This is a genomic window from Lysinibacillus fusiformis, assembly GCF_016925635.1.
In the GTDB taxonomy this organism is placed as follows: domain Bacteria; phylum Bacillota; class Bacilli; order Bacillales_A; family Planococcaceae; genus Lysinibacillus; species Lysinibacillus fusiformis_F.
The window spans coordinates 4,330,809-4,356,529 of record NZ_CP070490.1 but is presented as its reverse complement, the minus strand read 5'-3'; the positions used below and the strand labels follow the sequence as shown (position 1 = coordinate 4,356,529).

Genomic DNA, 25,721 nt, shown 5'->3' with positions numbered 1-25,721 from the left:
TTGGACAAGTATATCTGATAAAATCAATACAGTTTACATGAGTAGATAATTTAAAGATTGTGAGGGGGAAAAGTGAATAAATTATCACTGTTTTTTTATTCTTTAAACATTATTGTAACTTCTATCGCCTTTTACTTGATTAATTTTTTAACTGAACCAGTTTTGATAGGTAGTTCAGAGAATAATATTAGTAATGGTAATCCAGGACTCTTTCCTTTAGTATTTTTAATCCCGTTCTTGATAGTTTCGATTATTGGTACATTTAAAATGGCATATTCTTTTGCTAAAAGAACTTTCAAGACAATGCAATATAAAATAATAATTATATTTTCATTCCTTCTTTCGAGTATTATATATTTCTTTACTTTTAAAGAAGCAAGAGAATTTAGATTATTAGTCTTTGAAAATAATGATTCAGTTACTAAAATAACTCAAATTCCATTACTTAACACATATTCAAATAATATCTTCTTTAATGGATGGACATTACTTGCGTTACTATTGACCACTGTTTTTATAGCTTATTGTTTCGTATTAGTTAAGCAAAGAGATTAATTTTTAAACAAGATGAATAAATGAAGCGTTGATCCAAATGGATTAACGCTTTTTATGTGTGCCCGGCATGTACAACAACTCGATGGTAAAAGTCCATACAGGCTTGGCAGTAGGACCTGTTAGCAAAAGACAGGGGTGTCCATGGCGACGTGGAATCTGGAGGTAATCGGACGCAAACTCTCAAACTGTTGAACAGAAATCAGATAGAAGGCTGGCTTAGGATGGATAAGCTTGCATAACAAAGCGAAGTCTAATACTGTTCGAATCCCATACAGTAAATTTGGGGTTATATGAGAGGAAAGTGGCTGTGCTTACCCGGGGAGGTCTCTTGAGGGTTATTTTAATTAACAATTTGACTAGTGATAGTCAGATGAGCCAAGTCAACTATGGTGAAGGACAGAACAAACTCAAATCTTGAAAGAAACAAGGAGGAGGTGGAGACATCCCGCCGAAGCACAGAAAACATCGGGATATAGACCGAATAGATGGCTACTTATAGAGGGATAAGCTGGAAGCAAAGCAGCATATAAGAGTTTGGAGGGATGTAAACATGGAAATGAAGAAACAAGATGGTATCGAACTAATTGACAAAATCATAGCTGATAAAAATCTATGGAGAGCCCAACAACTGTTGTAGAGTTTGAACCAATATCATGAACGAAGGGTCTGTAGATTCTTGTTCAGATACAAGTCTGGACATTTCTTATTCGTATATTAAGAATCATTTCAAATGCAAAAGAAGTCCGTATTATGATTGTCTCAGAAAATGAAAAAGAAGTTTTAAGGACTGAACCGTTTATAATGTTGAAAAAACTCCCATGTGATATTCAACAATTGAGTGTGATACTGTAAGAAGAAATAGCGCTCGTTTTCATTAAAGATCCAATATAATGATCGTGCAATTCTTTTCTCATCTAAAAAGGCAGGGTTACACATTTTTTTGTAGAACTAAATGTACAAGAAGTTAATAAAAGAATAAAACGATATTAGATCCTATATATGTATCAATATTCTAAGTTTTTTTAAAAAAAAGGGGTGTAAGTTGTGCAGACTTCAATGGGGGAAACGGAGCTTTATCAGGAAAGAGTTATCGATCATTTCATTGACGATATTGGAAGAAAAATGGAATATTCAATTATCGGAAAAGGTACACCAATACTTGTGTTTCATGGTGGCCATTCTAATTGTAAAGAAGAGTTTGGCTACGCTGAATTATTGCAACAAGGTTATTCAATAATAACTCCTTCTAGAGCTGGATATGGTAATACAGATCCACTTCTCGGGAAAGATCTTCAAACAGCCTGCCATGCTTATTTAACTATACTCAATCATTTGAATATCGAAAAGGTACATGTAATTGCCATTTCTGCTGGAGGACCAAGTGGAATCTTTTTTGCTTCTAATTATCCAGAACGTGTAAGAAGTCTTACTCTACAATCGGCCGTAACGAAACAATGGCTTGCATCTAAAGATATGGAATATAAAGCAGCCAAAATTTTATTTCGTCCTACTATAGAAAAATATACTTGGAGAATAATTAGTCACTTAAGTAACCGATTTTCCGAATTTATGTTTAAACAAATGGTCCCTTCTTTTAGTAAACTGCCTTATATTGAAGTAGTCGCTCAAATTACTGATGTTGATATTGAGATGTTTCGTAAAATGAACAATAGACAACGCTCTGGATATGGTTTTATGATTGACTTATCACAAACTGGAACAATTTCTGTAGCTGATTTACGCTCAATTAAGTGTCCTACATTAATTTTACATAGTATAAATGATAGTGCTGCACCTGTTGAACATGCATATCATGCACAACATAACATCACAAATTCGAAACTTTGTATTCTTCAAAATTGGGGTCATTTAATTTGGCTCGGGCATGATTCGGAAAGAATGTATGATGAATTAATAAAATTTTTGGTTACCTATTAACAACTTCATATGTATTTAAAATAATTACGGTTAATTTCTTTCTATCTAAATGTAGAGCAATAAAAAAATACGAAAAGAATCGATGGCTTTCTTTTTCTGTTCAAACTCAACATGGGTATAGACTTGAGTTGATGTAATACTTTCATGACCAAGAAGTTCTTGAAGTGTTCGTAAGTCAACGTTTTCTTAATTTTGTCCACATCAGTGTCGCAAATGTGCCGCAATGATGCAGCGTGAAGCGGGTAGGTGGGAGCGCTGACTTTAGACGCTTTATAGGGTGCCAGAAGGGAGATTAAGTGTGGATGGAGGGTTAATATCCCCTCTTTTTTTCTTTTTTTATCAATTCGAACCGTTTCATCGATCAAATAAACTTGTTGCCATGTCAATGAAACAAGTTCAGAACGACTTAGACCAGTTTTTAATAACTTAAACAATTAGCTCATTTCTGCATCGAAAAGTGTGATTGGGCGCGCTCTAAATAGTCAAATAGCTGCTTAAATCTGTTAAGGTCAAATAGACAGGAAGTTTTTCAGCGGTCTTTGGCGATTCAATCCCTCGCGTAAAATCTTAGAAAGGTATTGTTTAAGCAATATTGGGTAAACGATTTTAAGGATGAAATTTTACGTTTGACCGAACGAGATTTTTGTTCTAGTGATTATCATAAATATTGGATAAAGCGACGTACTTGGGTCTTGGTAATCTCATTTAAACTGGTTGAACAGCCATGATCCTTTAAAAAGCTTAAGAAGAGCTGTAAATCGTATTCATAACTCGTAACCGTATTAACTGAGTAATTTTTTTCAATCTCGATATACAAAACAAATTCATCAATGGCAGCATGTAGTTGCAAGTATAAAACCTCCAGATATCATATTAAACAATAATTATTATCCGTACAAAATCATCCCATTATCGTAAAAAAGGAGAGTTATCGTTCACATGATAATTATAAGGAACTTCAGAATGACAAGTCGAAAAGTACAGATATTATGGGTAGTTGACGTATCTAAGCCCTCCTCCTCGCCAAATAATTTTAGTTTACATAATATAAATTATAGGAAGTTGTGTTTCATTGAAAAGTATACTAATAATAGTGAGACGAAATGGATTTACATAGACACTCAAATGTTTTAACTATAAAAATAAAAATAACCCATGAAAACATGATTGATAAAAAACGATTATTTTAATATCGAATTATTATAATTAACTTTTGTATATTTTAGTCTTTAATTCACGATTTTCTAAATAGAATCGATATTAGCTCATGTTGGTTTGGAATAAAGTTTGATTAAAAGTTTGTTGCAAACGTTGATTTTTTATCTCTTTACGAACAAATTTACATGTCCAAAAACCTAAAAATAAATTTAAGCTTCTGTATATTGTCCCATCTTTCTAAATTTCTCATAGCGATCGTCAATTAATTGTTCGCCATTTAAAGAATTCAATGCTTTTAGTGTGACGCTTATACACTTTTTTATATTAAATGCTTGCTTCGCAACATTGCGGTGTGCTCCACCAGTTATTTCAGGGATGATTCCATCAATAACGTCGAGCTCTTTTAAGTCAGGTGCTGTTATACGCATTGCTTCTGCAGCTTGCTTCCCTAGGCTACCATCTCGCCATAAGATCGATGCAGCCCCTTCAGGCGAGATAACCGAATACGTTGAGTTCTCTAACATAAAGACTCGATTAGCTACGCCTAATGCAATTGCACCGCCACTTCCGCCTTCCCCAATAACAATACTAATAACTGGTACTGTTAGAATCGCCATTTCAGAGAGAGTTCTAGCAATGGCTTCACTTTGGCCGCGTTCCTCGGCTGCCTTACCTGGATAGGCTCCTTTTGTATCAATAAAACAAATAATTGGGCGCTTAAATTTCTCAGCCTGCTTCATTAAGCGTAATGCTTTACGATATCCTTCAGGGTGTGGCATACCAAAATTTCGTCGAATATTTTCTTTAGTTGATTTTCCGCGCTGATGTCCAACAATTGTTACGGGCTGACCTTCAAAGAGAGCAATTCCTCCAAGAATAGCTGCATCATCACCAAATGTACGATCTCCATGTAACTCAATAAAGTTTTCACACATCGCTTCTATATATTGTATAGTTGTTGGTCGTTCTGGATGTCTAGCAATCTGTACACGATCCCAGGGCTTCATATTGGCATAAATAGATTGTTCTAGCTGTGTTAGACGTGTTTCAAGCTTTTCGATTTCGCCTGTCATGTCAACATCTGCCTTTGTAGCAATCGTTTTTAATTCATCAATTTTTTCTCGTAATTGTACTACTGGTTCTTCAAAAGCTAAATTTTTAGACATGTTGCACACCGCCTTTTGTATGCATTTTTACAAGCATTGCTACTTGGTTTCGTAAATCTTTCCGATGGAAAATTGCATCAAGCTGACCATGCGCTAGTAAAAACTCTGACTTTTGGAAATCATTTGGTAATTTTTCTCTTAATGTTTCTTCGATTACACGGCGACCAGCAAAGCCAATCAATGCTTGCGGTTCTGCAATATTAATATCTCCAACAGAAGCAAAGCTTGCTGAAACGCCACCGTATGTAGGGTGCGTCATGATCGAAATAAATAATAGTCCTTCTTCACTATGACGTTTTAATGCCACACTCGTTTTTACCATTTGCATTAATGATAGAATACCTTCTTGCATGCGCGCTCCACCACTAGCAGTAAAGATAATAACTGGTACACGTAATTCAATAGCTTTTTCAACGGCACGTGTGATTTTTTCTCCTACAACGGAGCCCATTGAGCCCATACGGAAATGAGAATCCATAATGGCTACAACAATTTCTTCTCCATCAAGAGTACCTACCCCAGTCAGTACAGCTTCGCTTAATCCTGTTTGTTGTTTAGCCACTGAAATTTTTTCTACATAATCAGGGAAATTGAGTGGATTACTTGTTTGTAAATGATCGTCCATTGAAACAAATGAACCTTCATCTAAGAAATAAGCTACGCGCTCCTGTGCAGTCATTTTGAAATGATGGTCGCAATTTGTACACACTTTATGATTTTTTTCTAATTCCTTTGTTAACTGAATGTGACGGCACTCTGGACATTTTGTCATAAGTCCTTCTGGAAATCCCTTTTCCTGTCCGTCCTCTTTCTTTTTACTAAATAGGTTACGTATTGCCATGTTTGACTCCCCCTATGTTGTCTAAATGAATTGTTCAGCATTCATCCACTGTTCGTAAGCTTTTAATACTTCTTTTTCATAGCCAAGTTGCATCGATTTCAACATCGTTTGAATAATTAATTTTTGCTACTTTTGTTGAGTTTCGATTTAAACTATCACCGTCATAAACTGCTAACTGAAACCAGACCTTTAGTGAAAGACGATTTCCTGACGTAATGATTATTTCTCGTAAAACATCCCGACAATTAATCGTACTTTCTATCTCTAGCTTTACAAAAACACTGTCCTACACTGGTAGTGCTCGCATAGTATCTGTACAACTTATAATGCGAATGGCTTCCTTTTCATGAATTTGTCGCGTTAATTCGACATCCTTTTTTGATTTTTCATCTTCTAATATAAACAACCATTTCTACGAGCTGATGCTTTTGTGTTGAAGCTAGGAATGTACCTCCTCCATGTCTCTTGTCAATAAGACCTAACAATTCTAAACTTCGCAATGCCTCTCTCAGAGGATCGCCCGACACCTAGACGTTCTGAAAGGACTCTTTCGGAGGGTAACTTTTCACCAGCCTGTATTTTTTCTATTTTAATAAGTTGTCGTAATTGTTGGAAGATATCTAAAAACACTTTCTTTTGTTCGGTTTTTTTATCCATACGATCAACTCCTTGGTCAATCTATTCGCCTTGGCATAATGATCGCTGTCGCTTTCCTTTCGCGCAGATAAACAATGCATCCAAAGGCTTTATCTTCATTCAATAGGTGTTTGGATACCTACTATAAAGAAACAAAATCCACCACCTTCAGATGATGGCGTCTCTTACTGAATGAATTCAAAAGTGGTCTGGCCACTTTTGAAGTTGGCTTTATCTTACAAAATAATTATTTGAAAGTAAAGAAAAAACTGCATAAAAATTTATGCAGTTCCTAAAATTCCCTTCAATTTCATATTCATTTCGTCGTTTGTGCATATTTTATTTTCACTTGAGGTCTACCAAAGCGCTTTTCAAGCGTTCTCTCAATGTAAAGCAATTCATCTTCTAGTAACAGCTCTTGAACTAGATGAAAAACTTTGGATCTAGGTAAGATTTTAAGCATATCTTTGATATAAATTTCCAACGCAGTAACACCAACTCTTTCAACTTACTTGAAAAATTTAATTAACAGCATAATTTTGATTACATTTGAGTTTACCTATAACTTCAACTACTTATAATAAACAACATGGAAGTTCATTATAATTTCTTCTGAAGAACAATACTAAATAACCAGTCGTCAAATAAATTTCGACAACTGGTTAGGTGTATACTTTTTCGGCTGTAATATATCAGTAATTTTCACTGCTACCTGTAGAAAGGACACTAAATAGTAGTTTTACCGAAGCAAGATCTCAGCTTCTTTTGCAAATTCATTACTTTTTTTTATGACCAAATTAGCCGTTTCACTCGGATGGTTAAGAGGAAAATGATGACCATATGGAACAAGATCAACCTTACCCAGATGCTTAGGAGCAGAGTAGCCTCTATCAGAATCCCCCCAAATAATGTGAAGATTATACTTTGTTACTTCATTGAAATCACCTTGAACGTTTTTCGATAGTAAACTGTTAAGCTGAACGGTAGTGTTTAAAATTCTAGGAGAAGTAAAACTTTTACTTATTTTTTGAATATAATGTTCAGGGATGCTCTCCATATTTTCAAATAAACCATTACTTAATAAATAACGCTCTATCAAATTAGTAGTTGCGAATTTCAATGTCCATTTGTTTATAAATTGAGGAACATTTATTGATTTGGCATTTTTTTTGGCAACAGGTGGCTGAAGTAAAGTAATTGTATACTTCTTATCTATGTACTTTTGTACTAATGCTTCCAAAAGAATATACGCACCAAATGAATGACCAATTAGATGGGCACCGTTAGTAGCTTTCTCCAATAACTTTTTTACTACATTCAAATAGATATTTAAAAGATTTTTCTCTCGTTTAAAAGGAGAACGTCCCAAACCAGGAAGATCCATGATCCATACAGGACGGCCTGTTTTTTCATGAAGCTCTTTTCCTAAAGGAAATAAATCCTCTCCATCACTCAATAAACCATGTAATAATATAAACGGTTTCCCCTCTCCTTGTAATTGGTAAAGGGTATTGTTATCGCATAATGTTCGCTCAAATAAATGATGATGCTTTCCATTTTGATACATCAATCGATAATCCAGATCAGCTACTACGGCAGGGAAAAAGTTCATGACACTCCTCTTCTTAAACCAATCTCCCCCCCTCATGTTTTTCACCGAACCATTTGAAAATGTTCGTTTTGTGATAAAATTCAGTCCATCAGAAGGAATGTTTGTTATTTTACTTACTCCACTTTTCATTATTGTTTTCATAAGCGGCATTGGAACAGAGATTTTTGGTGCCCTCATATTCATACTTTCCGACATAACACTTAGTAATTCAGCAATGTTCGGATCGTTCTCTTTGTCATCAACAAGTGTATATGTTTGAATAGCCGGCTGCTCCAATTTGAAAACCTGCACAATAAACTTCGCAAACTCATCGTTTGAAATCAGTGGCAACCTATATCCCTTACCTCCAGGAATCACTGGCATGAGCCCTCTTCGCATACTTGTCACAAGCAAACCTAATCCTGCTATCTGCTCTGTACTCCCTGTTTTACTACTCCCAACCACAGTTGGCGGATTAATGACAGACAGCGGATAACCTACTGCTGATGCCTGTTGACGGATATAAAGATCAGCTAAAAATTTTGTTTTCTCATATGGATTTTTTATTTTTAAAAATTTGTTTCCTTCTTTAAATACATCTATCGCAACCTTGCTATTATTATCATCAAATGGACTCATATAACCTACAACATGAATAAATTGCTGCAAGCCCTTCAATTGATGAATACTTTTAGCGAATTCACTAATATGTTTGGCGCCATTCAAAAATACAGAAGTTGCCTCTTTGTTTGTCGCTTGAATATCCATGGAGCCTCCTGCGTGAATCATCACATCCGTTTTCAATACCAACTCCTTATCTTCAGCACTTAGACCTAAGTCTATTTTCGTTAAATCACCTTCAATAAAGTGCATATTTTCCTCTTTTAAGATGCCTCTTTCCTGAAAAATGTGTGTTGCTTTACTTTTCGACCTCACTAAAAGAAGAATGTTCACATCCTCTTTGACTAATTCATTCACTAATTGCTTTCCAATAAAACCTGTTCCACCCGTTAAAAATACTGTTCTCATAAAAATCCTCCTAGTAGTACTATGTAGTACTAATTTGATGTAAAAAAAATGCTTCTTTTATCGAAGCAAGTTAAACAAATGATCTGCTGTTTTCATGATTACAGTTGCATCCTCCAGTGTTTCTGAAATAAATAGCGCTCCTTCAAGATTTGTAATAAAAAGAGATGCAACCTCGTCAATATTTATTGTCTTTCTAAATTCACCATTCTCTACCCCTTGTTTAAGGAATAGAGAAACTTTCGTTTGTAAGCCTTTAAAAAAAAGACCTATTTTTTCTTTTACTTTTGTGGCATTTGTAGGACTTTGAATATAAAGCGTAATAAATGGACAGCTCCCCTTATATTCTCTGGTCTGAACTCCTTGTGATATTTGCTTTAAAAACAATTGGATACGATCTTCAACTAATAATTGGTTTTGAGATAGTAAGTCCTCTATTGCAGATTGATACATTTCAATCCAATAATCAACGACCCCTTCCAACAATTCTTCCTTATTAGAGAAGTGATAATACACATTAGACTTTGAAACTTTGCTTACACGAACTAATTCATCCATACTTGTATAAGCAAACCCTTTTTCTAAAAATAATGTTGCAGCTACTTCAATCACACGTTTTTGATTCATTAATTTTACTTTTGTCATAATTAGTACTATACAGTACTAAAATGGGTGTTGCAAGTATTATTGTTAGTTTAATAAAAAATTGATCAAAAAAGCTATACCTTAATTGGTTATACTGCTAAAAATTAATCTCATTTTGAACAAAGTTGAACAGAACCCCAAAACTGTTTTGGATGGCTTGTAATTTTTCACTTGTGTTATTTTTGTAGTCAATAAAGGAGATGCTTTTATGCCCATTAAAGATGATTTGCAAAATTGATTCATTAATACCCTTCATTCAATATAAAAACTCCATTTTGATTGATGCTGATCAAAATGGAGTTTTTATTATCCCTAGCTATTATTCAAACAATGGCATCATATGTTTTCTAATCAATTCAACACGATTCTTGGCACGTGGCATAAAGCGCGAAGCAATCGAAATGACCATCTTCTTTTGAGGATTTATGAAAGTTACATTTCCACCATCTCCCAAAGCTGCATAGCAATCATCAAGTATCCACCACAAATAACCATAGGACAGCTCTCCTGATCGACTTTGTACTTTTGTGCTGTTCTCTATCCATTGAGAAGAAAGAATTTGGCGACCGTTCCATACACCCCCATTTAAATAGAGCTGACCTATTTTGGCCATATCCCGGGTCGTTAACGTAAGTCCCCAACCAGCGGTATTTACTTCCTTAGGATCTACTATCCAGCCAGTGACATATTTATCCTTCAGAAAAGCGAAATAGTCTTCTTTATTTTGTATAGTTGTATTAGTGGGAGCTTTGATTGCAAGAGGTTTAAACAGACTCTCTGTAGCGAAATCAAGAACAGATTGACCAGTGGCATTTGTAAGAACACCTGATAAAATATGTGTGCCAACGGTAGAATAGTTAAATTCCCCAATACTACCTTTGCCCCCTAACAAATCCAATGCAGCTTTTACCCAGTCATCACTTGTATATACTTTCGTATATGGCTCTGATTTGTATTTATAAGGTGCAGTCATTGACAATAAATTGGCTATAGTGATATTTTGAATGGTTTTTTCGCCACGCTTCACTGTGTAATTCGGAAAAAAATCTAATACATGCTGTTCTATATTTTTCATATATCCTTTATCGATTGCCATACCAATAAGAATGGCTATGATACTTTTAGTGACAGATGCTATATGCAAAGCATCATCTTGGGTGTACCCATCAAAATATTTTTCGTAAATTAGATGATTATCTTTTCTAATAGCAATGCCTGCTATATTGGAATACTCTTTTTTTATTAAATCTTCAAAGCTATTCATCATTCTGACTGTTTGGGATTGACACATTGACATCAACTATATCAATCCATTCCTTTCGCTAAAATGATTGATCAATATTGATGAATAAAGAATAATTTATTATAAAAAATTATTCAATTCTTTTCTTTAATCTAGCTAGTGTGATTGCATCGTAATAAAAAAACGTTAATCCTTGTTCGAATAACGTCACAGTTTCTTTTTATCTATCTTGATTTTCATAATAGGCTTCATCCGCATATTTCTGATCTGTACCTTTAAGATAAGCTAGGATCATTTTAGGGCGTTTAAGTAAAACCCAGTCGCCATGCTTATCAAATTTTCTGCTTGAAGTGATCATTCCATTTTGAATTGTTCCGTATTTTTTCCCGTTCTTTTTTCCAAAATCTTTTAGTCGTCTAGCGAAATCGGCATCTTCTGCCATCAGCATATTTTCATTAAATCCCTTAATCGCTTGAAAATCCTTTTTGTAGCACCAAAAGATTCCCACAGAAATTGCGCCATATTTAAAGAAGAGTGGCCCAATCAATAATAAAGCTGAAACAAAAATTCCTAAGGACATTCTTTCAAACTTCCCTGTAACGCCACCGCCAATATATTTTCCTGTGATTAAGTTCTCCTTTGCCTTTGACAGCACATGCTCGTTCATCTGCGTATCTGCATCGATTGTAACGATGATTTCCCCTCTTGCTATGTCAACACCAGCGTTCCTAATCTTAGAAAGGTTCTTATCGCTATTCTTTAAAAGGATACAATTATACGATTTTGCAATTTCCTCCGTTCTGTCTGTACATCGATTTAAAACAACAATAATCTCCACTTGATTTTCAAAGGATTTGGAAGCCTTTAAAATAGACTCTAAGCATTTTTCAATGTATTTTTCTTCATTATGGGCTGGTATGACAATTGAAATTTTTATATCCTCTTTCTTTTGCACTTCTAAAGAGTTCTCCATTTCGTACATACAGCTCCTCCCTTTTAAATGGGAAAAATTTTTGACGCTTTTTTAATTCATTAGAATGGCTTGTCTTCTGCGTTTATAAAATAAACTAATTGGTCAGTCCACTTGTCGTCCTCGTATATGAATGCTTTCCTCGTACATTCATAAAGCATTCCAACACTTTCTGCCAATTTTATAGATGCCGTATTGTCGAGGTTTATATGAGCTTCTATTCGATGATAATTTAATTTTTCAAATGCTAGATCAATCGCTGCTTTTACAGCCTCTTTACCATAACCTTTTCTCCAAAAATGGTTATGAATTGTATACCCGAACCTAGCCCATTGAAATTCTTCCCTCATAATTGTTGAAAAGTCCACGAAACCAATGTGTGTATTATCTGTTTTTCTGAATACGCCAAATACATATACCTTGTCATCCTCAGCCATCTGATGATGTTTCGTAACTAAATCACAAAACCATTCTTTCGTACAGATGCTCATATCTAATTTACCCTCATCGTATTTATGCTGAGAAGGTAAACGGTTTTCATATTCCGTAAGCCAAGAAGAATAATCTTCCACCTCCATTAATCGAATAATTAATCGTTCTGTCTTCGTCATTATCTTATTCAATCGAACACCTCACATATCAATACTTTATTTCCAAATGATAAACAATTGTTTTCACCCTTGTTTCTATCGATTCGTGGATGTAGGTTACTAGGCTTCCTCGTCTGCAGAGGGCCCGTAGATGCCTGGAACTGGGATATCGAGAAGTCGCAAGTATACCCCAAGCTGCGCTCGATGATGGATCATGTGGCTTAATCCGAAGGTGCGGAACGCAATTGCTCGGGGCTCACGGCGAATGATATGGTCACCATGACGTAGCGTCCATTCTTCGCCTAGCATTTTTTCATCACATTCGGCAAGTATCTTTTCCAACTTGCCGACATTTGCTTCAAACTCTCCCAGAATATCAGCGCATTTTTCTAATGGCTCCCGTCGCAACGGCACAGTCGAAAGATCAAACTCCTGGTATTGTAAAATCGCAATTTGCCAGTTGAGCAGATTGATTAGGTGTGTGGCCAGACCTCCGAGTGTCATCGATTTCTCATGTGGTCTCCATGTCATATGCTCGTCAGGCAAGCGTTCCAGCATGCGACGCGTAGAAGCCCATTCTTGTGTTGTGTCCCCAATCATTAATTGTTTAACCATAAAATCCCTCTCCTCTCTTTTAATCAGCATACTATAAATTCCAGTCAAGGGGAAAGCTCTCAGATGAATAGACATGATTTTGGGCTATTTTTATCTAAATACAAAAATCCAGTCATTTAGAAACAATGATTGGATGTTGAAAAACAGCAACGAATAGTTCTCTTACTTCTTACTTTGGCTTGAATCAATAACTAAAAAATAATGGCATTCCTCATTTAAAACATTAATAAATCGATGTTCTGTATCGGCTTCAAAAAAGAAAGAATCCCCCTCATATAATTCTTCGTTATAAAGACCTTTGCCTAGTTCAACCTTTAAAGTCCCTTTTTCTACATATATGTACTCTTTCACGCCTGATTGATGTGCCGGAAAAATGCCTGATTCTGAAAGAGGTGGCATCACGTTTTTCACAAATTCAATTCCTCTTGACGGAAAAGAAGGTGACAATAAATGTCTTTGAAAACCAGAGTTTTCATCATGGTACACAGGTCTATTTTCTTTTCTTATAACAATGGTTTCTCTCTTCTCTTGCTGATCTAATAGGGCTGATAAAGTAGTATTTAAAGCTTCTGCAATCTGACAAGCTACTGAAATAGTTGGGTTTTTTTCACCACGTTCTATTTGAGATAGCATGGACGTACTTACGTTACTCAACGCAGAAAGCTCCTGCAAACTCAGGCCTTTTTCTTTTCTTATTAAATTTACTTGTTTTCCAAATTCCATTTGTATTTCTCCATTCTTCTATTAGGAATTATAAAAAAATTCAAAAAACACTTCCCTTTTAAGGATTTTAACGTAAAATAATACACTATAGAATAATTATTTACACTATAGTGTAAAATTTGTTATTCAGTAGGAGTGATTTAATTGTTGAAAGTGTTACTTGCTTTGCTACCTTTAATCAGTATTATGTTTATGATTTTCGTTTTAAAAAAATCTTCCATCTTCACTGGAATCGTTGCCTGTATGTTAACGGCAGCAATTGCTCTATCCCCTATTTTTAATAGTAACATAATGAATTTAACCGAACCTATTATAAAAAGCTTTCTTACTACGTCAATTATTGCTTATATTTTATTTTTCGGTATTTTTTTATTTCATTTAATGGATAAAGCAGGTGCAATCAAAGGCATAGCTTCTTCTATTACAAAAGCGACTAATGATAAAATTTATCAAATTCTCATTTTAGCATTGGGATTATCGCCTTTAATTGAATCTGTTAGTGGCTTTGGTTTAGCAGTCATTGTCATAGCTCCTTTACTAATTGCTTTAGGGTTTAGTCCTATTCAGTCTTCCCTTATTGCGTTAGTTAGTTTATGTATTATTCCCTGGGGAACGCTTGCCATGGGAACAATAATTGGCGCAACCTTAGGTAATGTAGAGCTTGAAAAGATGGGAATGGGAAGTGCCTTGATGTGTATTCCCATTTATATTTATTATGCATTAGTAGTGGTTTACATAGGTGTAGGGCTAAGTGCTTTGAAAAAAAGACTATTCACAATCCTATTTGTGGGTTTTCTGTTAGGGGCTTCAGTTTGGTTATGTAATCGATTTGTTAGTGTGGAGCTTGCTGGATTGTTTGGATCTTTAGCAGTCATTTCCGTTCTATTTTTAATGATTAAACAGCAAAATAAAAAAACGTCTAGCACGTCTAAATTAGAAAAAGAATCGAATAGCATTAAAAATATAATGCCGTATCTGCTTTTAATAGTACTATTATTTATATCAAGAATTGTCATACCTCTTAAAGAGTATTTATCTAATACATGGACATTAACTATTGAAAAATATAATTTCGAATTATCAATTTTATATTCGCCTGGTTTTTTTCTATTTATCGTTTGTATTTTCACGATCTTCTTTTATCGACTACAAGCATTCGAAATAAGAGAAAGTAGTATTTCAACTTTTAAAAAATGTTATCCGGTTATACTGACAACCTTTTTGTATGTAGTTGTTTCAGAAATCATGTCTGAGGCAAAAATGATTCAGTTACTATCTTTACTAGCTGCACAATCCTTTGGGCAATTTTATGTATTTATTTCTCCATTAGTCGGTGCAATTGGTGGCTTTTTAACTGGAAGTAACACGGCTTCCAATACAATGTTTATTAGATTACAAACAGAAACAGCCCTTCATATAGGTATGTCACCTATCCTAGTAGCGTGTGCTCAAAATGTAAGTTCTTCTTTGATGACTATGGTCAATCCATCACGCGTAGCCTTAAGCTGTTCGGTTTGTAAAATAAGGTCACATGAAAATGAAATTCAAAAAAAGATGCTTTTTGTTGGTTTAGGTACTCTAGCTATTATTTTAATTGAATTATTACTTCTTTTTATATTCCAATAAATTAATGGCTTTTAACAGGTTGGTTTTGCTGTTTGAAGAAGTGTTCATAAGGGAATATGCTTGATTAAATAAAAAGGGGTGAAGATAAAAACAATTTAGTTGTTAATGATTTGTTCTTTAGGGGTAGTTGCTTGTAACGATCAGAAAGAAGCATCAAAGGTTATTGAGATTCAAGAATTAATGAATTTCGATGACGTACAACCCGATACCTTACAACAAATCTCTGATGTGAAGGATATGAAAATTATAGAGAAACCATTTAAAAAAGCTAGAGAATTTGGTGAAGTCGATAACGAAATTGCTCCGCAGTATAAGATTAAACTCAATGATGATGAATACTATTTATGGATAGACAATACAGTCACTGCGACAATAGCAAATGTAAACAGTAGAATATGTTTTACACTATCCTAGCTACCGATGAATTTAAATTATCAAGAACAAAATAAATGATTTCTATTAAATCTTCTTCCTAAAAAACAACAATCTGTTTTTCGTACAGATTGTTTTTTTTTAAGAGCCTTAGGCTACGTAATAAGCGCTAATTTTTAACAACACCCCAATGTTCATGACGAACGTGAGGTGGTGTCGTTGGGCATTTATCAGCTGCATCACCGCATAGCGTGACAACGAGTGTTGCGTTGTTTAATAGCTCAACATCAATTAAATCTGATGTGTGGTTCGAAATATCGATCCCTAACTCTACCATTGCTTGAATGGCATTCGGATTGACGCCATGTGCTTCTATTCCTGCACTTTTAACTATCCAATCAATAGGTAGTAATTTTTTAGCCCAGCCTTCAGCCATCTGACTACGGCATGAGTTCCCTGTACACAAAAAATAAAGTGTATTTGTCATAATATTGCTCCCTATTTAATAGAATTAAAGTATTTTTTCTGCCAACGTAACGCAACCCATACAAGTCCTATAAGAACAGGTACTTCTACAAGTGGACCAATAACAGCGGCAAATGCCACGCCACTATGCAGACCAAACACACCAACTGCCACCGCAATGGCTAGCTCAAAGTTGTTACTTGCAGCTGTAAAAGAAAGAGCTGCTGTGACAGGATAAGATGCACCTGCTTTACGTGAAGAGAAGAATGAAACAGCAAACATCACTACAAAGTAAATAAATAAAGGAATAGCTACTCGGGCTACATCGAGTGGTAGTTCAACTATTTGCTTACCTTTTAAGGCAAACATCATCACAATCGTAAATAACAGTGCAATTAAAGTCAGTGGTGAAATCTTCGGCAAGAACTTTTCCTCATACCACTGTTTCCCTTTGGCTTTAATCCCTATCCAACGTGTGAGGAACCCTGCAGCAAATGGTATGCCTAAGTAAATTAGTACGCTCTTTGTAATTTTCCCACATGGAAATAGATACTTCGAAATTCTCTAAACCAAACCATCCAGGTAATATATTTAAGAAAAAGTAAGCAAAAATTGAATACGTTACGATTTGAAAGATGGAGTTAAACGCAACTAAACCAGCTACATATTCACGGTCTCCACGTGCTAAATCATTCCATACAATGACCATTGCAATACAGCGAGCTAAACCAATCATAATAAGTCCAACCATATATTCTGGATAATCGTGCAGGAAGATGATGGCTAAAAAGAACATTAAGAACGGACCGAGTAACCAGTTTTGAAAAAGGGATAGCAAAAGCACTTTCCAATCCTTAAACACGCGCCACATTTCCTCATACTTTACTTTCGCTAATGGTGGATACATCATGACAATTAATCCGATTGCAATTGGTATAGAAGTTGTACCAACAGACATGGATTCTAATGCTTCACCAATATTGGGTAGTGTGATACTTAATAAAACGCCTATTCCCATCGCAACAAATATCCAAAGGGTGAGGTAACGATCTAGAAAAGAAAGCTGCTTGGTTAAAGAATCATTACTCATGATCAGTTCCCCTTATATCGCAACAATCTGTACCACAGCTACACTCGTTTAAAGGTTGAATTTGTGCTAAAATGCCCTTCATTAATGGCGTTTGCTCCTCTACTAAACGGTAATGTTTCCAAGTCCCTACTTTTCGTTCCGTAATAATGCCAGCCTCCTTTAATTTTCGTAGATGTTGACTAACTGCTGGTTGTGATATGCCTAGCACATCCACAAAATCACATACACATACCTCCCCATTTTTCATACATGCAAGCAATTTAATGCGATTTAAATCAGCTGCTGCTTTTAATTGTTTTTCAATTAGTGTGTTTTCCATTTATCTCCACTCCTTATATAATTATTTTCTTATATTTTGTTTATAATAAAATCACCTAGATAAAAGGTAAATTAATCACTATATAACTATATTCTTATATTATGATTTTATGTTCTGAATTACAACACTTTTATCCATTTCAAAAAAATTAGTAAAGTCATTCAGACGATACAAATACAAAAATTTCAAGCTAGTCAACGGCAAAATACCGTCAACTAGCTACAAATTAATTGTTTCTTGGCGTATCGGATGGGATCAACGGATATAGAGCCCTTCAGTATTAGCTATCTTTTCCAATAAATCAAGATTATGTTGGCTATAGATCAAAAAGGCTAATCCGTTCCCACTAAAGACAATATTCTCCTCAGGTATAATGAAATGTATATAGAGATGGTCCGAAACAGCTAATTTAATGAGCGAAATTAACATAGAGTACTCATCAATGTTAAATAAAATTCCTTCTGTAAGATCTTTAGGTATAATTTGATTCCACTCATTCTCGTAGATTTTATAATACAATTGATCCTTATATAAAGGTTCTGGTAAATAATAAAATGCATAAAATTCAGATGATCTTAACCAGATTAATTCAAAAAATCTCTCAAATTTTTCTAGGCTTTTTTGATATGCATGATAATTCTGCGTTTTTTGTTGGAAATCGATCATCTCTAATTTATCGAAGAATATTTCTACTTGACTATATTTTTCATTACTTTTTATCTGATAAGGGAAAATATCAAGTATTTTGGGACTCTCATCATCATACAGTTGTTCTAGTAATTGCTCTAATTTTTTACTGTCTCTATTTGTTGCTTCCTTACAAATACAATCGATTATATTTCCTAATGACATACCTTTTGTCTCCTTCTATTACTACTTCAGCGCGGTAAAAGAAAAACGTAACGAATTAAGTAGTAATCCGTTACGTTTTTCTTTTTATAGTTTAGTATACCATTCATCCAATGCTGGTTCTAGCCATTCTGTTTCACCAAGTGTCATGGCTAAATGAACAAACCAGCTTTCTTTTGTCGCACCATGCCAGCGTTTTACATTCGGTGGAATATTCACGACATCTCCCGTTTTTAAAAGCTGTGCCGACTTCCCTTCTTCTTGATACCAGCCCTCCCCACCTGTCACTAATAAAATTTGTCCAACTTTATGGGAGTGCCAAACCGAGTTTTCTTCATAGTTATGCTTCTAGTTTAAATAATTTAAAATAGATAGAATATTTAGATTTTTGTTGATGGAATGGAAATAATTAATTATACTTAAATGATTAACGCTCGTTTAGAAACAGATAATACTAGAGTATTGGGGAGAGCAAAATGGAAGAATTAAGCGTAGAAAGAGCAATACAAGATATTTATCCAGATGACATCGCTTGGTGTTATGGGTGTGGCCGACTGAATGATGATGGTCATCATCTGCGCACGGGTTGGCAAGGAGAAAAGACGATCACCATCTATACACCTGAATCAAAATATATGGGTATTCCAGGATTTATTTACGGTGGTTTAATTGCTTCATTAATTGATTGCCATGGAACAGGGTCAGCTGCGCTTGCATTGCATCGTAAAAATGGACATGAAATTGGTGATGGAGCGGAGCCACCTCGATTTGTAACGGCTAACCTTAATGTAGATTTCCTCAAGCCAACACCACAACATGTTCCATTAAAAGCAATTGGGACTGTTGAAGAAATTCATCCGAAAAAATGGAAGGTTGAAACCGAAGTTTACGCTCAGGATACGCTTTGTGCTCGCGGTACAGTAGTTCTTGTCGTAATGCCTAGTACTTTTCTAAATAAAAATGATTAGCCCTTCTCAAAATAAAACAAGTTAGCCTTTAACAAAGGTTAACTTGTTTTTAAGCTTACTACTATCTTTCTTCCTGCATTTAGGTCTCTATAGACAGACCGAATCCAATTTTAATGTAATCTCTTCTTCTCCATAACTTACAAATTCAACTGTTTAAGCAAGATTGAATTGGCTTTGTTTCTCATAAACCCAAGCTGCCATTGCATTTATATCGTCGAATCCAAATTGACCCATTCCCCAAAAAGGTGTCATGACGGCTAATTGTCTGTGACCATCATCTCGTATTCTTTGACCTATACTAAAAGGCTTAGGCTTCTGGCTAGGGTCCATTCGTGTAGAAAAGCTAGCAGGCACTAAGCCTGTATTATAAGGAGCAAACTGGAACCCTAACACATCTTCAAAATGCTTTTGTAATTTAAATTTTCCCCTTTGTATGCCTACATAAACGAAACTAATATTTAATGGCAACGTATCATACATATTTTTAATAATATTTATTCGAGTTGTGTCTTGAGTATCATAATAATGATAATAGGATTTCAAATCGTCAAACTTTCCAGAAACTATATAGGGAAAATCATTTTTACTTCTTTTTGGTAGAGGGTACCAATCAAACATTGCGGTTGCTCCGTCTTTAGTATGTAAGGGATACGAAGAATAGTCTGTATTACTTTGAAATAAATCCAGAGTAGAGAAGTCCATATTTGTTTCCAGTAGCTTAGCTAAACGAATTTGCATTCTCATGGTTGGGTAAATTTTTCTATCAACTTCCCAGCTTATAGGGATTCCTCTATTTTCTAAACTACTATTGATGGCTGTCAGGAGCGCAGGTGAATCTTCAATATCTGTTACATACCATCCGTTTCTATAATCCTGTTCAGCATCGATGTAATGCACATAATGATTGTGCTTCGTTAAAAAATTTAGTCTGCCCTCTAGGTTTTCTTGATAACCAAAACGCCCTAATCCTTCCTCCATCCCAACAAAAACATAATTAGCATTCTTTAAATTCCCATACTGAAAAGAGGTTTCAAATACCTCCAGCTCATCTTCTGTTAAATAGTATTTTTCAATCTTCCTATTCATTTTTTATCCTCACTATCTTAATAGAATAAACTCTTCTCCTTAAATAACAAAATAAAGAAGAGCACATATCATTCGTACTAATATATGTGCTCTTCTATTCATTCATTAAAGCGTTTTTAATGGATTTACAAAATCATGGAACGGTATTACTAATAACTGTCACAAAGCCATTTCTCGCAGCAGTTCCCATTTACGAAAAAATGGCATCACTAGCTGTTTTGTTAAACACATACCATTGATCAACCGTTGCATCATAAATCAAAACGTCTGGCTTTCCAGTCAAAGGTTTGTCTGAGGATTGCACCAATGAATAGAGATCAAAATGAGCTATGCTGCTGCCTTCTTGATTGAGGAAATCATATTGGCCCATTTTATAATAACCTCCAATCACGGTGCTGTGGACAGACCATGTGAAGTTTGCCGGCTGTTCGACCTTATTCCCTTTGTTTTTTATAAAAGTATGGTGCATTTCTTCCATAAGAACCCTATCATTTCCTTCTGCTATTATAAATGACAACAAAAAAATCCTGCATCTTCGCAGGATTTTTAAGTAAACTTTATGAGGTTTCTATTTGTATATAGCCAAGCTATTTCGTACCACTTGCTCCAAATCCAGATGCCCCACGGACCGTTTGAGATAATTCGTCTACTTCCACTAATTGAATGGATGGAACAAATTGAATAACCATTTGGGCAATACGCATGGATTTTTCTACGATAAATGGTTCTTGACCATGGTTGATTAAAATAACGCCGATTTCGCCTCTATAGCCTTCATCTATTGTGCCTGGGCTATTGAGTACAGTTACACTATGCTTTAATGCTAGTCCACTTCTAGGTCGAATTTGTGCTTCCGTTCCCTTAGGTAATTCAATCTGAATACCTGTTTTAACGAGTTTGGCTACGCCTGCTGGGATCTCTATGGCTTCGATGGAATAGAGATCCATGCCCGCATCACCAGGGTTGGCTTGCATTGGTAGCATGGCATCATTGTGAATTTTTTTGATTTTTACTTCTAGATTCATTGTGCTTCATCCTTAACGATTAAAATTGAATGTGTCATCTGTGATCGGCGCAACTTTTGCCTTGGCATAGGTAGCACCCTTTTGTGAAAAGAAATCATATGTGGAGCCTTCATTACGAATACCATTCATCACAATCGGATTGACTTCCTCTTCTGGGAACATGGCTTCAAAGCCGACATTCATTAGTGCTTTATTAGCATTATAACGTACATACGCTCTCACTTCAGGCGATAATCCTGTTTCCGCATAAATATCATCGGTATATTTCATTTCATTTTGATATAAATCTAATAATAACTCATAGCCCCATAAATGTAGCTCTTCTTGCTTTTCCTTTGAAAATTGCTTGAATAGATTTTGAGCAAAAAATCCAACTGCTACACCATGGATAGATTCGTCACGCAAAATAAGTGAAATAATTTCAGCACTGTTTCGTAGGAAGCCTTGTCCTCCTAAGTACAATGGATAGAAAAAGCCAGAATAGAAAAGGAAGGATTCGAGCATGACGGATGAGAACATTGCTTTCCATAAACTCTCTGGATTGCCTTCTTCAATACTATTATAAATATCTGCAATTTTATTTGCCTTATACTGTAGGAATTCATTTTTCTTGACCCACTCAAATAGCTCGTCTATTTCTTCATTTGTACAAAGCGTTGTGAAAATATAAGAGTAAGATTTGGCATGGATGGCCTCAAATGCATCAAAAACAGTTAGGACAGCCTTCTCCTGTAAATCGTCTGTATAAGCGGCAACACGATTCATTCCTATATTTGTTTGTACAGTATCTAGTAAGGTTAATCCTGCAAATACTTTTTTATATGTGTCTTGATGTTCAAAGCTTTTCCATTGCTTAATATCTTTACTGACCGCAATTTCTTCAGGAAACCAAATTTGCTTCCATTGCTGATCCCAAAATATTTGGGCAAGCTCACTTGTTGCTTTATTCCAATTGACGGCCTCATAGATTATATTTGACATGCTACACACTCCTCTAAGCTTTGTAATCGTTGACGAACATAGTAAACGGATTTAATGCCCTTTACCCATGCATAAATGTATACTTTAGCCAATTGTTCGGTTGTCCAATTGTCCGTCACATAAAGCGTCATGGAAATACCTTGGTCAACGTGTTTTTGAGAAGCTGCATATAAATCAATTAAATCATACGGATTTACATCATATGCCTCCACATATAAATGGCTGTTGTCATTTGTTAAATGAGGCATTGGATAAATCGTTCTACTATCAGCATAATCACGAACCTCTACGCGCTCTGTACATGGTGCGATTGAAGCCGTACAGCTACGAATATATGAGATACTGCCAGTTGGAGCAATAGCCAAACGATAGGAATGGAATAGACCGTATTGCATTACATCCTGCTTTAACGTTTCCCACATCTTGTTCGTAATGATTGGAATATTGCCAAGTGCTTTCAACACAACAGGTGATAGCTCTTCTTCAGTCTTAGTTATATATTGGTCAAAATAGCTACCTGATGCATAATCACTGTCCTCAAATCGGTAGAAGGTTGCAGCTTTTTCTTTCGCCATTTCCATCGAAGATTTCAGTGAGTAATAGTTCATCGCTTCCATAAAGTGATCCATGAAATCAATCGAATCTTTTGAGCCGTACAAGATGCCCTCCGTCACGAGATGCCCATGAAGGTTCATACAGCCAAGCCCTACAGAATGCATTAATTGATTGGCTTTTGCAACTGACGGTACATTCTTGATATGTGTCATTTGCGATACATTCGTTAATAAGTGCATGGCTGTATCGACTAATGCGCCGAAATCATTGACTTTACTTGCTGCATGGATATCAATAGACCCTAAGTTACACGATACATCGAGTCCATAGTCATTTGGTTGATCTTGGTCCGTAATGATACTTGTCTCTTGCACTTGCAGAATTTCGGTACATAGATTGGACATTTTTACGCGACCAATGTTTTTTAAAGGATGTACCTTATTGACATTATCATCAAAGATTTCAAACGGATAGCCCGATTCAAATTGTGCTTTTTTCACCTCTGTGTAAAGCTTACGTGCATTCAAACGTTTGATTTTACGAATTTTAGGGTTATCAAGTAGCTCGTAATACATTTCTGAGATGGAGATCTCAGACATACGTTTGCCATATTCTTTATATATATCATATGGGCTAAACAAAACAATATCTTTATCGCGTTTCATCAGTTCGAAGAAAATACTAGGTATAATAATTCCTGTTGAAAGGGTTGCGAGGCGAATTTTATCATCGGCATTCGGTTTTTTGGATGAAATAAAATTTTCTATATCTGCATGAAAAATATTTAAATAAACAACACCAGAGCCATTTCGTTGCCCTAGCTGATTCGAATAACTGAAAGAATTTTCTAACAGTTTCGCAACTGGGATGACACCACTTGCACGATTCAGTATCTCTTTAATTGGATCCCCTAAAGGGCGTAAATCTGTTAAGTTGACCCCAACCCCACCACCAAGGCGTGATAGCTCTAAACAATAGCCAATGTTTTCGGCAATACTATTCATGGAGTCATCCATTGATAATTTAAAGCAGCTTACTAATTCACCACGTGCTTTCTTGCCACTATTCAATGCAGTTGGTGTGGCAGGTTGATAGGCTTCCATCATCGCTTCGACAGAACGTTCTGCTAAAGCTGTGTTGCCTTGAGCTAAATACAAAGCAATAATAACAATACGATCCTCATATTTTTCTAAAATCTCTTCGCCGTCACGACTTTTCATAGCATAGCTATCATAAAACTTGCTGGCGCTCATAAAGGATGGGAAACGGAAATTATAATCATAGGCTTTTTTATACAACTTCTTAATAAATTCCATTTCGTACATGTCGATAAATGCTTTCTCATAGTAGCCCTCATCAACTAAATAGCGGATTTTTTCCTCAATATCTATAAAATAACGCAAACGTACGTTGACATACTCTAAAAAGTAGCGGCGCGTAGCTTCACGATCTTTTTCTAACTCAAGTAATCCAGTTGTACTATAACGATTCAGTACGTCATTATTAAGCTTTAAATAGGTTTTCATCTCATTACCCTCGTTTCATAAAACGTTTGTATTGCTTCATAATCTGTTTGATTGCCTCGTAAATCTAATTTCCTTACTAAGGGTACATGATAGGTAGTAGCAATTTTCTCACCAGCAGCGCCAAATACATGATGGCCAAAGTTACTATTGCCACTGGCAACTACTCCTTTACAAAAATCTCTGTTTTTTTCTAAAAAGCGTTGCACCTTCGCTGGAATGTCACCTAAACCATCTGTGTAGGTAATTAAAAGATACGGCTTATTCAGTCGCAATTCTTCAGAGAGCTCGATAGCTTCTGCCTTTAATTTGGATACAACATTTCGGACATTGCCTGTACGACTTGCATAAACGATCATAGGGTAATCAACTCAATTTGAGAAACAATTTCCTGAACATCTCCTATAAAGGTTTCATTCATTTCTAAAACAGGCACACTTAAAAAACCTGCATCTATAATGGTTTGCTTAGCTTGTTCATCGTGATCAATGTTAACAATTTCTGCTTCAAGTCCTGCACGTTGTAATTCAGATTTTACCCACAGGCATTTTGGACAAATTGTTTTCGTATAAAGTTTCATAGAAATCCCTCTTTTCATAAAATAAAAAGGCTATCTCTTTAAGAGAGATAGCTAAAATGGAAACGTTAACATACTAAAAATACCGACGTTCCCATCTCTTAATCCCCGAAGAAATGATTAATTTGTTTTATAAAGGCAGGTCTCCTGGCTTTGCTTCATTCTCTGATTTCCTTCCCATGCGCATGCACAGTGGATGCTATCATCGTCAGCTTAACAGTTGCGGGGACAGCGTCGGAATTGTACCGAACTTCCCTTTTAAACTACATATAGTAGTACCTTAGTAAAACGAACACAATATATTGTTGTTGTTCAATAGTTTTAAGTTTACCATCCTTCAAATGAAAAGTAAATCTAGATTCTAAACTTCTTTATTTTTGGATTATTCAGTATTTTTGATTATGTAGTTCGAAATAGATTATCACTAATTACTTATACCTAAACAAAATAGATATTTTAAACGATGTACGAGATTTTCTATTAAATTCTATCTACAGTAAAACTATTCATTTATAGAATGCCTAAAATAATCTTGAATAGCTATGGAAACAGTCTATATTCTGAAGAAAAATAGACTGTTTGACACTA

Annotated in this window: 25 protein-coding genes, 4 pseudogenes and 1 riboswitch; of the genes and pseudogenes, 5 read left to right on the top strand and 24 right to left on the bottom strand. The window is 35.3% G+C overall.

Annotated features, from left to right (window positions below):
• Nucleotides 1-72 precede the first annotated feature (72 nt).
• A complete protein-coding gene (locus tag JTI58_RS21410; protein WP_004230355.1) occupies nucleotides 73-555 on the top strand; it encodes a hypothetical protein in 483 nt (160 codons plus the stop codon).
• A gap of 1,056 nt (nucleotides 556-1,611) precedes the next feature.
• Complete coding sequence (locus JTI58_RS21405) at nucleotides 1,612-2,493, top strand: alpha/beta fold hydrolase (protein ID WP_039884867.1); 882 nt, start codon at nucleotides 1,612-1,614, stop codon at nucleotides 2,491-2,493.
• A gap of 45 nt (nucleotides 2,494-2,538) precedes the next feature.
• Here JTI58_RS21405 and JTI58_RS25260 read toward each other — a convergent pair.
• The 12 genes and pseudogenes from JTI58_RS25260 to JTI58_RS21345 all read right to left on the bottom strand — a co-directional run.
• Nucleotides 2,539-2,637, bottom strand: a pseudogene (locus JTI58_RS25260) (hypothetical protein); the annotation flags it as partial.
• Between the two features lie 514 nt (nucleotides 2,638-3,151).
• Entirely contained in the window at nucleotides 3,152-3,343 is a 192-nt protein-coding gene (locus tag JTI58_RS21395) for a site-specific integrase (protein WP_004230351.1), read from the bottom strand.
• A gap of 517 nt (nucleotides 3,344-3,860) precedes the next feature.
• Nucleotides 3,861-4,817 (bottom strand): acetyl-CoA carboxylase carboxyltransferase subunit alpha, encoded by a 957-nt coding sequence (locus JTI58_RS21390; RefSeq protein ID WP_205443588.1) that lies wholly within the window; start codon nucleotides 4,815-4,817, stop codon nucleotides 3,861-3,863.
• A complete protein-coding gene (accD, locus tag JTI58_RS21385) occupies nucleotides 4,810-5,658 on the bottom strand; it encodes an acetyl-CoA carboxylase, carboxyltransferase subunit beta (RefSeq protein ID WP_205443587.1) in 849 nt (282 codons plus the stop codon). Before accD ends, JTI58_RS21390 begins: the two co-directional genes overlap by 8 nt.
• A 468-nt stretch (nucleotides 5,659-6,126) precedes the next feature.
• Nucleotides 6,127-6,315, bottom strand: coding sequence for a GntR family transcriptional regulator (locus JTI58_RS24930; RefSeq protein WP_243456186.1), 189 nt, complete (start codon nucleotides 6,313-6,315; stop codon nucleotides 6,127-6,129).
• Between the two features lie 718 nt (nucleotides 6,316-7,033).
• Nucleotides 7,034-8,914: an alpha/beta fold hydrolase gene (locus tag JTI58_RS21375; protein ID WP_205443586.1), complete on the bottom strand. Its 1,881-nt coding sequence runs from the start codon at nucleotides 8,912-8,914 to the stop codon at nucleotides 7,034-7,036.
• Between the two features lie 57 nt (nucleotides 8,915-8,971).
• Nucleotides 8,972-9,538 carry a TetR/AcrR family transcriptional regulator gene (locus tag JTI58_RS21370; RefSeq protein WP_131520400.1) on the bottom strand — a complete coding sequence of 189 codons (567 nt, stop codon included), beginning with the start codon at nucleotides 9,536-9,538 and terminating at the stop codon, nucleotides 8,972-8,974.
• A gap of 337 nt (nucleotides 9,539-9,875) precedes the next feature.
• Nucleotides 9,876-10,853: a serine hydrolase domain-containing protein gene (locus tag JTI58_RS21365; RefSeq protein ID WP_243456435.1), complete on the bottom strand. Its 978-nt coding sequence runs from the start codon at nucleotides 10,851-10,853 to the stop codon at nucleotides 9,876-9,878.
• A gap of 166 nt (nucleotides 10,854-11,019) precedes the next feature.
• Nucleotides 11,020-11,781: a glycosyltransferase gene (locus JTI58_RS21360; RefSeq protein ID WP_205443585.1), complete on the bottom strand. Its 762-nt coding sequence runs from the start codon at nucleotides 11,779-11,781 to the stop codon at nucleotides 11,020-11,022.
• A gap of 50 nt (nucleotides 11,782-11,831) precedes the next feature.
• The gene (locus tag JTI58_RS21355; RefSeq protein WP_205443584.1) at nucleotides 11,832-12,392 is read right to left on the bottom strand and encodes a GNAT family N-acetyltransferase; all 561 of its coding nucleotides are present in this window, start codon (nucleotides 12,390-12,392) and stop codon (nucleotides 11,832-11,834) included.
• An 87-nt stretch (nucleotides 12,393-12,479) separates the two neighbouring features.
• Nucleotides 12,480-12,974, bottom strand: a complete 495-nt coding sequence (locus JTI58_RS21350) for a DinB family protein (RefSeq protein WP_205443583.1) — start codon at nucleotides 12,972-12,974, stop codon at nucleotides 12,480-12,482.
• A 162-nt stretch (nucleotides 12,975-13,136) separates the two neighbouring features.
• On the bottom strand, nucleotides 13,137-13,697 hold the full coding sequence (locus JTI58_RS21345) for a helix-turn-helix domain-containing protein (RefSeq protein ID WP_205443582.1): 561 nt from the start codon (nucleotides 13,695-13,697) through the stop codon (nucleotides 13,137-13,139).
• A 153-nt stretch (nucleotides 13,698-13,850) separates the two neighbouring features.
• Here JTI58_RS21345 and JTI58_RS21340 point away from each other — a divergent pair, with 153 nt between their 5' ends.
• Both JTI58_RS21340 and JTI58_RS21335 read left to right on the top strand, forming a co-directional pair.
• Entirely contained in the window at nucleotides 13,851-15,323 is a 1,473-nt protein-coding gene (locus tag JTI58_RS21340) for an L-lactate permease (protein WP_243456434.1), read from the top strand.
• Nucleotides 15,324-15,422: 99 nt separating this feature from the next.
• A complete protein-coding gene (locus JTI58_RS21335) occupies nucleotides 15,423-15,737 on the top strand; it encodes a hypothetical protein (protein WP_243456184.1) in 315 nt (104 codons plus the stop codon).
• Between the two features lie 142 nt (nucleotides 15,738-15,879).
• Here JTI58_RS21335 and JTI58_RS21330 read toward each other — a convergent pair.
• From JTI58_RS21330 to JTI58_RS21310, 5 genes and pseudogenes are all read right to left on the bottom strand, one after another.
• Nucleotides 15,880-16,182, bottom strand: a pseudogene (locus JTI58_RS21330) (arsenate reductase); the annotation flags it as partial.
• An 11-nt stretch (nucleotides 16,183-16,193) separates the two neighbouring features.
• Nucleotides 16,194-17,250, bottom strand: a pseudogene (arsB, locus tag JTI58_RS21325) (ACR3 family arsenite efflux transporter).
• Entirely contained in the window at nucleotides 17,243-17,569 is a 327-nt protein-coding gene (locus tag JTI58_RS21320) for an ArsR/SmtB family transcription factor (protein ID WP_205443579.1), read from the bottom strand. The pseudogene arsB and the gene JTI58_RS21320 overlap by 8 nt, the downstream one beginning before the upstream one ends.
• Nucleotides 17,570-17,824: 255 nt before the next feature.
• A complete protein-coding gene (locus tag JTI58_RS21315) occupies nucleotides 17,825-18,421 on the bottom strand; it encodes a hypothetical protein (RefSeq protein ID WP_205443578.1) in 597 nt (198 codons plus the stop codon).
• An 84-nt stretch (nucleotides 18,422-18,505) separates the two neighbouring features.
• Nucleotides 18,506-18,739, bottom strand: a pseudogene (locus JTI58_RS21310) (cupin domain-containing protein); the annotation flags it as partial.
• Nucleotides 18,740-18,894: 155 nt separating this feature from the next.
• Between JTI58_RS21310 and JTI58_RS21305 the strand changes: the two are divergent.
• Nucleotides 18,895-19,386 carry a PaaI family thioesterase gene (locus JTI58_RS21305; RefSeq protein WP_205443577.1) on the top strand — a complete coding sequence of 164 codons (492 nt, stop codon included), beginning with the start codon at nucleotides 18,895-18,897 and terminating at the stop codon, nucleotides 19,384-19,386.
• A gap of 153 nt (nucleotides 19,387-19,539) precedes the next feature.
• Here the strand turns inward: JTI58_RS21305 and JTI58_RS21300 are convergent, their stop codons facing one another.
• From JTI58_RS21300 to JTI58_RS21270, 7 genes are all read right to left on the bottom strand, one after another.
• Entirely contained in the window at nucleotides 19,540-20,472 is a 933-nt protein-coding gene (locus JTI58_RS21300; RefSeq protein WP_205443576.1) for a hypothetical protein, read from the bottom strand.
• 190 nt (nucleotides 20,473-20,662) lie between these two features.
• Complete coding sequence (locus JTI58_RS21295) at nucleotides 20,663-20,989, bottom strand: hypothetical protein (protein WP_243456182.1); 327 nt, start codon at nucleotides 20,987-20,989, stop codon at nucleotides 20,663-20,665.
• Between the two features lie 70 nt (nucleotides 20,990-21,059).
• On the bottom strand, nucleotides 21,060-21,497 hold the full coding sequence (gene dut / locus JTI58_RS21290) for a dUTP diphosphatase (protein ID WP_205443575.1): 438 nt from the start codon (nucleotides 21,495-21,497) through the stop codon (nucleotides 21,060-21,062).
• 12 nt (nucleotides 21,498-21,509) lie between these two features.
• The gene (gene nrdF / locus JTI58_RS21285) at nucleotides 21,510-22,478 is read right to left on the bottom strand and encodes a class 1b ribonucleoside-diphosphate reductase subunit beta (protein ID WP_004229921.1); all 969 of its coding nucleotides are present in this window, start codon (nucleotides 22,476-22,478) and stop codon (nucleotides 21,510-21,512) included.
• Entirely contained in the window at nucleotides 22,466-24,559 is a 2,094-nt protein-coding gene (gene nrdE, locus JTI58_RS21280) for a class 1b ribonucleoside-diphosphate reductase subunit alpha (RefSeq protein ID WP_205443574.1), read from the bottom strand. The genes nrdF and nrdE overlap by 13 nt, the downstream gene beginning before the upstream one ends.
• Entirely contained in the window at nucleotides 24,556-24,915 is a 360-nt protein-coding gene (nrdI, locus tag JTI58_RS21275) for a class Ib ribonucleoside-diphosphate reductase assembly flavoprotein NrdI (protein WP_205443573.1), read from the bottom strand. The genes nrdE and nrdI overlap by 4 nt, the downstream gene beginning before the upstream one ends.
• Complete coding sequence (locus tag JTI58_RS21270) at nucleotides 24,912-25,136, bottom strand: glutaredoxin family protein (RefSeq protein WP_205443572.1); 225 nt, start codon at nucleotides 25,134-25,136, stop codon at nucleotides 24,912-24,914. The genes nrdI and JTI58_RS21270 overlap by 4 nt, the downstream gene beginning before the upstream one ends.
• A 117-nt stretch (nucleotides 25,137-25,253) precedes the next feature.
• Nucleotides 25,254-25,431, bottom strand: a riboswitch (cobalamin riboswitch).
• Nucleotides 25,432-25,721 lie beyond the last annotated feature (290 nt).

What these genes read in the sequence shown, in the direction of transcription:
- JTI58_RS21405 (WP_039884867.1), top strand. Translation starts at nt 1,612, where the DNA reads ATGGGGGAAACGGAGCTTTATCAGGAAAGAGTTATCGATCATTTCATT.
- JTI58_RS21390 (WP_205443588.1), bottom strand. Translation starts at nt 4,817, where the DNA reads ATGTCTAAAAATTTAGCTTTTGAAGAACCAGTAGTACAATTACGAGAA.
- accD (WP_205443587.1), bottom strand. Translation starts at nt 5,658, where the DNA reads ATGGCAATACGTAACCTATTTAGTAAAAAGAAAGAGGACGGACAGGAA.
- JTI58_RS24930 (WP_243456186.1), bottom strand. Translation starts at nt 6,315, where the DNA reads ATGGATAAAAAAACCGAACAAAAGAAAGTGTTTTTAGATATCTTCCAA.
- JTI58_RS21375 (WP_205443586.1), bottom strand. Translation starts at nt 8,914, where the DNA reads ATGAGAACAGTATTTTTAACGGGTGGAACAGGTTTTATTGGAAAGCAA.
- JTI58_RS21370 (WP_131520400.1), bottom strand. Translation starts at nt 9,538, where the DNA reads ATGAATCAAAAACGTGTGATTGAAGTAGCTGCAACATTATTTTTAGAA.
- JTI58_RS21365 (WP_243456435.1), bottom strand. Translation starts at nt 10,853, where the DNA reads ATGTCAATGTGTCAATCCCAAACAGTCAGAATGATGAATAGCTTTGAA.
- JTI58_RS21360 (WP_205443585.1), bottom strand. Translation starts at nt 11,781, where the DNA reads ATGTACGAAATGGAGAACTCTTTAGAAGTGCAAAAGAAAGAGGATATA.
- JTI58_RS21350 (WP_205443583.1), bottom strand. Translation starts at nt 12,974, where the DNA reads ATGGTTAAACAATTAATGATTGGGGACACAACACAAGAATGGGCTTCT.
- JTI58_RS21345 (WP_205443582.1), bottom strand. Translation starts at nt 13,697, where the DNA reads ATGGAATTTGGAAAACAAGTAAATTTAATAAGAAAAGAAAAAGGCCTG.
- JTI58_RS21320 (WP_205443579.1), bottom strand. Translation starts at nt 17,569, where the DNA reads ATGGAAAACACACTAATTGAAAAACAATTAAAAGCAGCAGCTGATTTA.
- JTI58_RS21315 (WP_205443578.1), bottom strand. Translation starts at nt 18,421, where the DNA reads ATGTCATTAGGAAATATAATCGATTGTATTTGTAAGGAAGCAACAAAT.
- JTI58_RS21305 (WP_205443577.1), top strand. Translation starts at nt 18,895, where the DNA reads ATGGAAGAATTAAGCGTAGAAAGAGCAATACAAGATATTTATCCAGAT.
- JTI58_RS21300 (WP_205443576.1), bottom strand. Translation starts at nt 20,472, where the DNA reads ATGAATAGGAAGATTGAAAAATACTATTTAACAGAAGATGAGCTGGAG.
- dut (WP_205443575.1), bottom strand. Translation starts at nt 21,497, where the DNA reads ATGAATCTAGAAGTAAAAATCAAAAAAATTCACAATGATGCCATGCTA.
- nrdF (WP_004229921.1), bottom strand. Translation starts at nt 22,478, where the DNA reads ATGTCAAATATAATCTATGAGGCCGTCAATTGGAATAAAGCAACAAGT.
- nrdE (WP_205443574.1), bottom strand. Translation starts at nt 24,559, where the DNA reads ATGAAAACCTATTTAAAGCTTAATAATGACGTACTGAATCGTTATAGT.
- nrdI (WP_205443573.1), bottom strand. Translation starts at nt 24,915, where the DNA reads ATGATCGTTTATGCAAGTCGTACAGGCAATGTCCGAAATGTTGTATCC.
- JTI58_RS21270 (WP_205443572.1), bottom strand. Translation starts at nt 25,136, where the DNA reads ATGAAACTTTATACGAAAACAATTTGTCCAAAATGCCTGTGGGTAAAA.